The organism is Pontibacillus yanchengensis Y32 (assembly GCF_000770635.1).
GTDB lineage: Bacteria > Bacillota > Bacilli > Bacillales > BH030062 > Pontibacillus > Pontibacillus yanchengensis.
On the sequence record NZ_AVBF01000053.1, the window covers coordinates 16,055 to 27,233 of the forward strand.

The 11,179-nt window shown below is 35.5% G+C and carries 9 protein-coding genes; all 9 read left to right on the forward strand.

The genetic code is table 11. The features are described from left to right. The first annotated feature begins 412 nt into the window (after nucleotides 1-412). The gene (locus N782_RS15690; protein WP_036822268.1) at nucleotides 413-1,543 is read left to right on the forward strand and encodes a glycosyltransferase family 4 protein; all 1,131 of its coding nucleotides are present in this window, start codon (nucleotides 413-415) and stop codon (nucleotides 1,541-1,543) included. Between the two features lie 81 nt (nucleotides 1,544-1,624). Continuing rightward, on the forward strand, nucleotides 1,625-2,413 hold the full coding sequence (locus N782_RS15695; RefSeq protein WP_036822270.1) for a multinuclear nonheme iron-dependent oxidase: 789 nt from the start codon (nucleotides 1,625-1,627) through the stop codon (nucleotides 2,411-2,413). 304 nt (nucleotides 2,414-2,717) lie between these two features. Next, entirely contained in the window at nucleotides 2,718-2,909 is a 192-nt protein-coding gene (locus N782_RS15700) for a hypothetical protein (protein ID WP_036822272.1), read from the forward strand. 269 nt (nucleotides 2,910-3,178) lie between these two features. Further along, nucleotides 3,179-5,332, forward strand: a complete 2,154-nt coding sequence (locus tag N782_RS15705; RefSeq protein ID WP_036822275.1) for a type IA DNA topoisomerase — start codon at nucleotides 3,179-3,181, stop codon at nucleotides 5,330-5,332. A 284-nt stretch (nucleotides 5,333-5,616) separates the two neighbouring features. Further along, entirely contained in the window at nucleotides 5,617-5,988 is a 372-nt protein-coding gene (locus N782_RS15710; RefSeq protein ID WP_036822278.1) for an ArsR/SmtB family transcription factor, read from the forward strand. A gap of 33 nt (nucleotides 5,989-6,021) precedes the next feature. After that, the gene (locus N782_RS15715; RefSeq protein WP_036822280.1) at nucleotides 6,022-8,517 is read left to right on the forward strand and encodes a heavy metal translocating P-type ATPase; all 2,496 of its coding nucleotides are present in this window, start codon (nucleotides 6,022-6,024) and stop codon (nucleotides 8,515-8,517) included. A gap of 460 nt (nucleotides 8,518-8,977) precedes the next feature. Then, nucleotides 8,978-9,547 (forward strand): hypothetical protein, encoded by a 570-nt coding sequence (locus N782_RS15720; RefSeq protein ID WP_036822282.1) that lies wholly within the window; start codon nucleotides 8,978-8,980, stop codon nucleotides 9,545-9,547. A 93-nt stretch (nucleotides 9,548-9,640) separates the two neighbouring features. After that, the gene (locus N782_RS15725) at nucleotides 9,641-10,108 is read left to right on the forward strand and encodes a helix-hairpin-helix domain-containing protein (protein WP_036822286.1); all 468 of its coding nucleotides are present in this window, start codon (nucleotides 9,641-9,643) and stop codon (nucleotides 10,106-10,108) included. Between the two features lie 380 nt (nucleotides 10,109-10,488). Then, nucleotides 10,489-10,944 (forward strand): flavin reductase family protein, encoded by a 456-nt coding sequence (locus N782_RS15730; protein ID WP_052111387.1) that lies wholly within the window; start codon nucleotides 10,489-10,491, stop codon nucleotides 10,942-10,944. Nucleotides 10,945-11,179: the final 235 nt, after the last annotated feature.

Here is an 11,179-nt window from a genome sequence, read left to right on the forward strand (position 1 = left end):
AATTAAAAACAAAGAAAAACCCTTATATCAATAAATAATGTATTTTTACACTGTTTATGTTACAATGTGCCATGTAATATTTACGTTAATTTAAATTTCCTTACATATTCTTAAGAAATATCAATGGATTTTATAATGATTTCTGTGGTAGATTCTTGGTATGATAAGAATATTAGGAACAAGCATAATATCAGGTTATATATAGTTCGCTCTATAACGTACAGAGCGTTGCCTTAACGATTGTATGACATTGTCCCGTTACATGTTTTTTCATTTCTATATGGCTGAAGCACAAGGTAAATGCTTCAGTCTTTTGTTTGGAAGGGACGATATTAGGTCATCGATATTAGGATAAAAACTCCTATCAAGTGGAATACTGTTTCATTAATAGGAAGACAAAGGAGTATGTATAGTGAAGATTGCGATAATAACAGAAACGTTTCTGCCTTCTACAGATGGAGTTGTAACAAGGTTAACAGAAGCTATTAAGTATTTACGCAAACAGAATCACGAAGTTGTTGTTATTGCACCTGATCTTGGCGTTACGGAATTTGAAGGAGCAATTATCGAAGGAGTAAAAGCAACAAATTTACCTTTCTATAGGTACCGACCGTTTGCATTACCAAATAAGATTGTTAAAGATCTTTTGGAGAAACATCAACCTGACTTAGTACACGTGGTGAATCCGGCTTTATTAGGAGTAAGTGGAGTCAAGTATGCTAGTCTTCTTAACTTCCCGTTAATTGCCTCTTATCACACCCACGTGCCAAAATATATGGACTATTATAATTTATATCCATTTAAACCAATTCTATGGTGGTACTTTAAACGTCTGCACAATAAAGCAGACCTTAACTTGTGTACATCTCAAGCTGTCAAAAATGAATTGGACGAGCATGGTTTTCACAATGTACATGTTTGGAAGCGAGGAGTAGCAATCGACCGATACCACCCAAGCCACTATAATGAAGATATGCGGAACCGTTTATCTGGCGGAGAACCTGAAAAGAAACTACTTGTCTTCGTAGGTCGCTTAGCTCCAGAAAAAGAAATTCATAAACTAAAGCCTTTACTAGAGAAACGTAGTGATGTTCGATTAGCCATTGTGGGAGATGGACCTGTCAGAGAACAATTAGAAAATAAATTTGCTGGTACTAATACCATTTTTACAGGTTTCTTACATGGAGATGAGCTATCTCAGGCGTTCTCATCAGCTGACGCGTTTATTTTCCCATCCATTACAGAAACATTAGGTTTGGTTATCCTGGAAGCGATGGCTTCAGGCTTACCAGTTATTGCTGCTAAGAGTGGACCTACTATGGAACAGGTGGATGATGAACGGACAGGGTTACTATTTGAAAATGAAGATACGCAGAGTTTAATTACAGCTGTAGAGAAGCTAGAAGATCCCGTTCTTCATCAAAACATGAGAGAAAATGCCAGAGATGAAGCTGAAAAGTTCAGCTGGACAAAACCATCTGAGCAAATTCTTGAAGTGTATGAAGAGGTACTAGGTGTAACGGCTATGAAGCAAGCACAATGAAATGATGAAAAGAAAGACTAAAACCTAATGTTTTAGTCTTTTTAGTATGGATAATCTCATGGGTTTAACAGGGAGGCCATTATGATTAAATTAGCTTGTAACTATTCAGCAGAGCTATTGAATTTATTGAAGCATGAAAAAGTAATAGTAGATTGGATTAAACTATCTCGCTGGGATGTTTATACAAAAGAAGTACAGATTGCTCGTAAGATAAGACCTGTTTTACTACATACATTACCTAATGCTGCTCAGTCAGATCTTGATGAATTGGACTGGAATCATGTGAATAAAGCAATTGAAGAATGTGGGTCTCCACATATAGCAATTCATCTATCTGGACGTCATAAATACTGGCCGAATTACCCAGCAACAATAGATGAAATTAAACAACGTTTATATCATGGGGTCCTCTATTGCAAAGAAAACCTTAATGTAGATCTGCTAATCGAAAATGTTCCTTATGACACGAACAGTGACGTATATAAGTGCGTTACAGACCCAACTTTAATCTATTCACTATGTGAAGACACAGATGTGGGCCTCCTTCTTGATTTAGCTCACTTAAGAGTAGCTGCTTATCACAGAAAAGAATCACCTTATGACTATGTAGATCAACTACCGCTTCATCGAGTTAGAGAGATTCATGTTTGTGGTCCACAGCACGACCCAGAAAAAGGGCTACAAGATCGTCATGTAGAAATGGCAGAGGAGGATTATCAATTATTAGCGTTCACACTTACGAAAACTTCTCCTGATTTTGTTACGTTAGAGTATGGAGGAACAGGAAAGAAGATGGAATGGAGAAGTGACCAAGACGCGTTAGAGAGGCAACTGAAGAAGTTAAATGAAATGGTTAATAATCCAAATTAGTAAGAATGGGCAGTGTATACGAACAAACGTTTCTGTAAAGGTTCAAGGGTTAACAGAAAATGTTTTTGGTTAAAGATGTGGGTTTATTACGTAATAGAAGCGATATTACAAGACCTTGTGATAGTATCGCTTCTATGTAGAATTCGTTATTAAGTAGATGTCATTTGAAAGCTAATAAGATTGCTAGATTATTAGTTTATGTTGCTTCGTTAGTAAACAACAACCACAAACATACACAGCTACATTATAGGAATTGATTATATGCTTACTATAAAAATGACAATAGATAAAGGGGAGGTGTACAATGATTAAATCGGTGAAAGGGCAATTTGTTCTACATGTAATGACTGCTATTCTATTTGTAATTAGTTCTCTCCTTCATTTTATAAATTTGGCTAATCCAACCTTCATATCAATACTCTTTTACTTTATTATGGTCTCAGCTGTTTTCAATGCAGGCTTGGCAACAGAGAGGTATCTAAAAAACAAAAAATAACGCATCCGCTCTATCTACTAACAATATGGAACTTCTATAATTAGTTAAATATCGTGGTACAACTTCTGCTTAGCTTTAAGATTACATTTATTTTTTTCTAAGCAGATTTCCCTTTATGTGGTAAAATTAACGTAGAGATATAGAGCCTACAAACATCAACGTCATTTTAACCCTCTTCCTTTTCAATCCCACCTTTCGTTTACCATTTTTTATTTCCCTTCCGTATATTCCCATAGTACAGTTGTGTTTCGTTGAAAGGAGTGAAGACCATGACACGAGTGGTCATCTTAGCAGAAAAACCGTCTCAAGCAAAAGCGTATGCTGACGCATTTCAAATAAAAGAAAAAACTAAAACACACATTGAATTAAAACCAGATGACACCTTTCCGGATGGAGCTACTATTACATGGGGGATTGGCCATTTAGTAGAGTTACAAGAGCCCCATGAATACAAACCCGAATGGAAGAAGTGGAAGCTTGATCAGTTACCTATTGTCCCAGACCAATTCTATGAGAAAGTGTCCAGTGGCAAATGGGCTCAGTTCAAAACTGTTAAACAGCTATTCCATCAAGCAGACGTTATTATTAATGGAACCGATGTAGACCGAGAAGGATCAAATATTTTCTATAGCATATTACGTCTTACAGGCGTTAAAGGGAAACCAATTAAACGTTTATGGATTAACTCATTGGAAAAAGACGAAGTTAGAAAAGGATTTAAGAATCTACAGACGAATGAGAAGGATTTGTATTTATTTGACGAAGCTAAAGCACGTCAGATTAGCGATTGGATGGTGGGCATTAATGCCAGTCGTCTGTTTACAGTTTTGCTGCAAAAGAAAGGATTCTCAGGATACTTATCAATAGGAAGAGTACAATCTCCAACCGTCTATCTAATTTATCAAAGGCAAAAAGAAATCGAAGAATTTGTGCCAGAGCCTTTTTATCAAATTGAGGGACTTTTTCAAGCTGAGAAAGGTACATATAAAGGCATAGCAAACATCAAGGAAACCGATAAAGCCAAAGTACAAGCTATTATGGATCAGCACAGCCTTAAGGAAAATGAAGAACTTCCGGGGACAGTGCAAAAGGTGGAGAAGAAAACGAAGCAACAAAAATCTCCAAAACTTCATTCCTTATCTACCTTGCAAAGTGTAGCGAATAAAAGGTGGAAATATAGCCCTTCAAAAGTATTGAAAACGATGCAGAAATTGTATGAGAAACGATTAGTCACATACCCACGTACAGACTGTAACTTTATTACAGATAATGAATTTGCTTATTTAGTGAAGAACCTTTCTAAGTATCAGGAGGCTATGAACGTTTCCTTCACACCAGTCTCCCTTAAGCCGAATAAGCGATACGTAGATAGCAACAAAGTTCAGGAACACTATGCAATCATCCCGACAAAAACGGTTCCTACCTCTAAAAAACTAGCTAGCTTAAGTTATGAGGAACAAAACATCTATACTGAGGTTATGATGAACACACTTGCTATGTTTCATGAAAATTATGTATATGAGGAAACCACCATCATAACTGATGTAAATGAATTGCCTTTTAAAACAACAGGGAAGACAGAATTGAAGCGTGGATGGAAGGAATTATTCCCTAAACCTGCAAAGTCGAATCAAGAGAAAGACTCCATTTTACCTGACGTGCATAACGGAGAAGATGTAAAAGCTCATGTTCATTTAAAAGAGAGCATGACAAAGCCACCAAAGCCATACACAGAAGGCGATCTGATTAATATGATGAAAACGTGTGGAAAGCTTATCGACAATGAAGAAGACGTAGAAATGCTTAAGGAAGTAGAAGGTCTTGGTACGGAAGCAACACGATCTAGTATTATTGAAACGATTAAGAACCAAAAGTATATTGAAGTAAAAAAGAACGTAGTGTATGTAACAGAAAAGGGGGTAACTCTTTGTGAGGCCATTGAAGGTACACTTTTATCCAGTCCTTCCATGACAGCTAAATGGGAAACCTACCTAAAAAAGATTGGGAGCGGTCAAGGTTCCAAGCAAACGTTCATTAAGCAAACAAGCCAGTTCATAGAAAAATTAATAGAAGAAACACCTAATAGTCTTCATAATCTCCAGGTTAGACAATCAAAAGGCCCAGAACAAAGCTATAATAAAGAGATTGTTAGATGCCCCTCTTGTAAGACCGGATCAATTGTTGACCGCTACAAATTTTATGGCTGTTCTCAGTATAAAAAGGGATGTAACGTCACCTTTCCAAAGAAATTAGCTGGAAAAACATTAACACCGAACATGATTAAAACACTTTGTCAGAAGAAACAAACGAGAGTACTTAAAGGATTTAAAGGTAAAAAACCTTTCAATACAGCGCTGCAACTAGATGAAGAGTTCAAAATAAAATTTGCTTTTAACAATAATCTGACGAAGACTAGTGACTAAATAGTAATTATTCAATCTTATTTCTATTATTCAACCTTTAAGTGTATCTTTTTATAGAGCTAATGACTCTTTTAAGTCATTAGCTCTTTTTTATTGAAATAAAAGGGGTAAGAAATATTAGTTTAATAGAAGCACAGTATATGATGCATTTCATAACATGCTGAACGGACCAATGCGTTTTATTATTCAAATGCCCATTTGAATATTTTCTGTTGACCACAGAAGAACAAAAACATACACTATAAACAAACATTAAAACAATTATTTGAATGAAGGTGAATGTATTGAGTGAAAAAGTATTAAAACAAGCTAGTAAAGATACGTGTGATACGTTTTGTTATGATGAGGAAGTTGTTCAACGAGTGCAACCTGAAATAAAAATAGTAGAGGGCGTAGAGTTAATTTTTAAAGCTTTATCAGACGCTACGAGAATGAAAATTGCCTATGCTTTATCAATAGAAGAAGAGCTTTGTGTATGTGATGTAGCTAATATTATTGGTTCAACCACTGCTACAGCTTCTCACCATTTAAGATTGCTTCGTAACATGAAATTAGCTAAATATCGAAAAGAAGGAAAACTTGTTTTTTACTCTTTAGCAGATGATCATGTGCATCAACTTGTTTCGATTGCATTGCTACATTCAAAAGAAGCATAAGTGTTATCGAAGCGTTTAAAGGGGGAAACGAAAATGAGTCACATAGATAAAGAACAACAATCAAATTGCTGTTCTGAAGAGCAGTATAATGCAAATGAAACAACCAATTCTTGTTGCTCTGGGGATAATAGGGATCAGATTAATGATACATCATCTTGTTGTAGCACCGCCGAAAATACTCGAATCGTACAAGAAGAGTATAAAGAGGTAGATGATGAACAGAATGTTGTCGAGTATAACATTAGGGGAATGGACTGTCCTTCATGTGCAGTTACCATTGAAAAAGGCTTAAGGAAGACTGACGGAATTCAAACGGTACAAGTGAATTATGGAACAGGTAAGATGGCAGTTGGAGCGGAAGACCCTTCCATATATAGCACAATCCCTAAGCAAGTCAGAAAATTAGGTTTTGAAGCGGCTCCAGTTCATTCTAATATCAGCAAAGAAACATACAAAATAGAAGGGATGGATTGTGGTTCTTGCGCTAAAACAATTGAAAATCATTTGAGTAAGAATCCTAATGTGCATACAGTCCGTGTAAACTTTTCCACTGGTAACATGCAAATAGAGCATGCTATAAATTCCAAAGACATCGTAAAAGAAGTTCGAAAAGCTGGATTTGGAGCTGGTTTAGTGTCATCTGAACCTAACAACAAACAAGCAGATGATAAGAAAATGGTTTTAGGTTCTGCAACTACCCTATCAGGGATATTTCTAGCGCTTGGTGTAATTGCTTCTTTCGCAAATCTTGTTCCAAGTTTACCTATGGTTCTATATGGCATTTCTATTCTCATAGGTGGCTTTAAACCAGCAAGAAGCGCCTTTTATGCAATTAAAAGTAGATCTCTTGATATGAATGTTCTGATGGCATCAGCAGCAATTGGAGCAGCTTTCATTGGAGAATGGTTTGAAGGAGCAATGGTTGTGTGGCTCTTCGCATTAGGAAATACACTACAGAGCAGATCAATAGAGCGTACACGTGATTCTATAAGAAGCCTAATGAATCTAACGCCTTCCGAAGCTACCGTTAAATCAGGAAATCAACTTATACGTAAAGCTGTAAAAGAAGTTGAAATAAATGATATTATCATCGTCAAACCTGGAGAGAAAATCCCTCTTGATGGTGAAATCCTCACTGGAATATCCAGTGTTAATCAGGCCCCTATCACAGGAGAATCCTTACCTGTAGAAAAACAGCTAGGTGACACGGTTTATGCTGGAACGGTTAATGAAAATGGATCTATGGAAATCAAAGTAACGAAGCTTGTGGAAGATACAACAATTGCCAAGATTATTCATTTAGTAGAAGAAGCCCAAGAACAGAGAGCACCAACGCAAGCATATGTTGATCGATTTGCAAGTGTCTATACCCCGATTGTTTTCGTATTAGCTCTTTCTGTTATGGTGTTTCCTCCACTATTCGGGTTCGGCACTTGGGGAGGTTGGCTCTATAAAGGGCTTGCGTTATTAGTAGTGGCGTGCCCATGTGCGCTGGTGATTTCTACACCTGTAGCTATTGTTTCTGCAATTGGTAATGCAGCTAAAAGAGGTGTATTAATCAAAGGAGGTACTTTCTTAGAGAAAGCCGGAGTAATTCAGGCGATTGCTTTTGATAAAACAGGTACCTTAACAGAGGGAAAACCAAAGGTAACAGAAGTAATTACACTTAACGAGAACAGAGATGAGCTCATTGCTATTGCAAGAACTATAGAGGAATATTCTACCCATCCTATTGCTAAAGCAATCACCACCTACGCCAAAGAACGAGATATCCCTGCTAAAAATGGGGAAGCTTTTCAAGCAATCGCTGGAAAAGGAGCTCAAGCAACAATAGATGGTGTCCAATACTTTGCAGGGAGTCCAAAATTGTTTAGAGAAATGGACGTTTCACTTGAACAAATAGAAGAACAAATACATGCTTTACAAGGAACAGGGAATACAATGATTGTGATAGGTACTCACAAGAATATTCTTGGTATAATTGCTGTGGCAGATACAATCCGTGACATTACTGTAAATTCGATTAAGACACTTAAGGAAGTGGGAATGAATGAAATGGTAATGTTAACCGGAGATAATGAAGAAACCGCGACAAAAATAGCTAATGACATAGGTATCGATCGTTATTTCGCTGAATTATTACCAGAAGACAAAGTTTCAGCCATAAAGAAATTGCAGAGTGAAGGAAAACGAGTGGCCATGGTAGGAGATGGGATTAATGATGCGCCCGCTCTTGCCACAGCAGATCTTGGTATTGCAATGGGGGGTGCTGGAACAGATACAGCGATGGAAACTGCTGACATAGTTCTAATGGCAGATAATTTAGAGAAACTACCTCACACCATTCGTTTGAGCCGTAGAGCATTATCTATTATCAAACAAAATATTTGGTTCTCCGTGGTAACTAAATTAGCAGCACTAATCTTAATTTTTCCAGGTTTCCTAACCCTATGGATGGCAGTTCTAAGTGATACCGGCGCAGCATTGATCGTTATTCTTAATAGTATGAGGTTGTTAAGGCAAAAATAGATTATAGTATAAGGAAGTTATCATTAAAACGCTTGGATCCAATCCAAGCGTTTTATTTGCTTTGGGATAGGATTCATACATGAATTTAGCTACCTATTAGATACATTAGAGGAATATTATGTTAAATTTAATACTTAAAGAAACTTTTTCTCTACTTCTGATACACACCGACTAATTGTTAAAAGTCTTATAGTAGTTATTTGTTCTCAATATCTTTTGGCTGTGGGAATTATATCTCTATCAAAATACTATGTTGTGCTAGTTAAAACAGGCTTAAAGGAGTTTTAAACTTAATGAATTATTTAGAAATATATAAAACCATACTGTTAACAATTATCACAATTACACTAATACATATTGCTTTTATATTAACAGTTGCAGGTTAAGTAATATGGCTTAAGCCCTTAAGTAATCTTTGTATCATTTCTGAATTAAAATAAAATTATGATGGAGGTCCTTAATGAAGAAGTTACTGTTTTTAATCATTGTTACAGCATTTATTGGTTCTTTATTTATTGGTTTCGTTATGAATACGGATTATAAAGCAACTGGAAGTGATAAAAGTTCTGATCTATATAAAGGAACTTCTCTTAAAATTGCAATAATAGGTGCCGCTCCAAACGTTAAAGAAGATCAGATAAACTTCCATGAAATAAAGTTATCAGAAGTAGTAGATTTCCCTAAGAATAAATATAATGCAATCTTTATTATGGAAGAGAATTTAGCTGAAGCAGCTGATAAAAAGTATAGAAATGCGTATAGATCACTTGAAGTTCCAGTATTTTTTGTCGGATCGAAAGCATCTCACATGCCTTTTATCAATATGGAAAATCAAATTAGCTATAAAGAATATGTAGATAGAGTCAATGACAACCAACATTTTATTACCGGTCTTTGGTACCCAAAATCAAAAGATACATTCAAGGCGTTTAAATTTGGATACCCGGTTGAGAATGATGAATACCAGAGGGATAAAGTTCAAGAAGTTTACTCTTCTGTTTTTAAGAAGATTGAATCAATTCTACAGTAGCTAAAGAACTAAAACTTGGGGCGCCCGTTTAGCGACGTACAAACTTCTCCCCACACGAATGGGATGGTTTGATGTTGCTGCACGTTCCTTATTATGGAAGAGGTTTTTTTGAGTTCAAATATAAAATTGCCACTATCTCAGGAAGAAAAATCTATACTTAGAAAGACAAATCTGAAAATGAGCGATATACATACCTTTAATACAGAAGAAATAGCTGACCTTCTAGATATCCCCGTTAGAAAAGCTGAAACTTTAAAAGGGTTGGCTGATTTTCAAACTGTTCCTTCTATAGGTTATAAATTAGCTGAAAATTTAGTAGTAGTGTTGAATATTTTTGGATTATCAGAAATTAAGGATAAAGATGGTGCTAAGCTTTTTGACCAATTAGAGCAAGAGTTAGCAGTAAGGATTGATAGTTGTGTAGAAGATCAAATTCGTTGTGTAATTAACTACACAAATAACCCTACTAGCAGCAAACATTGGTTTGATTTCACTGATGAAAGAAAGACTTATCGAGAATTGGTAGGTTTCCCTGAGAACAGACCTAAAAAGGCTTGGTAAAATTAGATAGCCTTCCTTGTATATATAATTAGTGGCTTGAAAAGTGTGGGAGAATCATTAATTATAGAGTTAATAAATCATATAAATGACAAAGTACGTATTTTTAACTAAAATGGAATCAGGATGCCGAAATAACCTATAGAGCGAAGATAATACTGCACCAAAGGGAACTGGAATTTATTAGATGTTGCTGTAATGAGGTAATAATCTTAAAATATTTATTTATGTACGCATTTTGCACTAATAAATTCTTATACAATACAATAGACTAGGTGTAAAAATTAATTTATGTATTATTTCTAACCTAGGCCCTGATGGTCTTACAAAAGAGAGGTGTATCTATTTTGAATAATAACAATGTATCTTTATTTAAGGAAGTAATGGGGAATTATCCAACTGGTGTCACAGTAATTACATCAGTTGATAGCACAGGTCAACCCCTAGGGCTAACTGTTAATTCATTTGCTTCTGTTTCTATAGATCCATTATTGATTTTATGGTCAATTGATAAAAAGGTAACATCACATAGTACGTTTATTAACGCAGAAAAGTTTACTGTCAATATACTATCAGGAGAGCAAAGTGATATTTGTTCTTTATTTGCTTCAAAAGACATTGATAGATTTAGTAATTGTGATTGGGACTATAGTGATCACAATTTACCTGTGATCTCCGGTGTAGCCGGTGTATTACATTGCCGAACATTTAAAACGATTGACGCTGGGGACCATACTATTTTGGTTGGGGAAGTATTCGATATTCAGAGTAATAATAAAAATCCTCTTTTATATCATCAAAGAAATTTTGGTAGCATTCCTCAATCCTTCTATTCGTGATGTAAGTTTATAAACTTGCTATTTTAGAGGTTTATTTTCACAAAAGATTAAGTGTGTGTTGAAAATTATAACAACGGTAACATCTAAATATAGAGTCATAAAAAGGTCTCTGTTTAATAAATTTGAGCTACTTCATAAAGAAGTAGCTCATTTTATTTGTATAATGTCTAAATAGTGGGGGGGAGTATTATAATGGACCCATAAATCTAGACACGAAATAAGGAGATGTTAAAGT

Coding starts and splice junctions, on each gene's coding strand:
- N782_RS15695 (WP_036822270.1), top strand. CDS start 1,625: ATGATTAAATTAGCTTGTAACTATTCAGCAGAGCTATTGAATTTATTG.
- N782_RS15700 (WP_036822272.1), top strand. CDS start 2,718: ATGATTAAATCGGTGAAAGGGCAATTTGTTCTACATGTAATGACTGCT.
- N782_RS15705 (WP_036822275.1), top strand. CDS start 3,179: ATGACACGAGTGGTCATCTTAGCAGAAAAACCGTCTCAAGCAAAAGCG.
- N782_RS15715 (WP_036822280.1), top strand. CDS start 6,022: ATGAGTCACATAGATAAAGAACAACAATCAAATTGCTGTTCTGAAGAG.
- N782_RS15720 (WP_036822282.1), top strand. CDS start 8,978: ATGAAGAAGTTACTGTTTTTAATCATTGTTACAGCATTTATTGGTTCT.
- N782_RS15725 (WP_036822286.1), top strand. CDS start 9,641: ATGGAAGAGGTTTTTTTGAGTTCAAATATAAAATTGCCACTATCTCAG.
- N782_RS15730 (WP_052111387.1), top strand. CDS start 10,489: ATGGGGAATTATCCAACTGGTGTCACAGTAATTACATCAGTTGATAGC.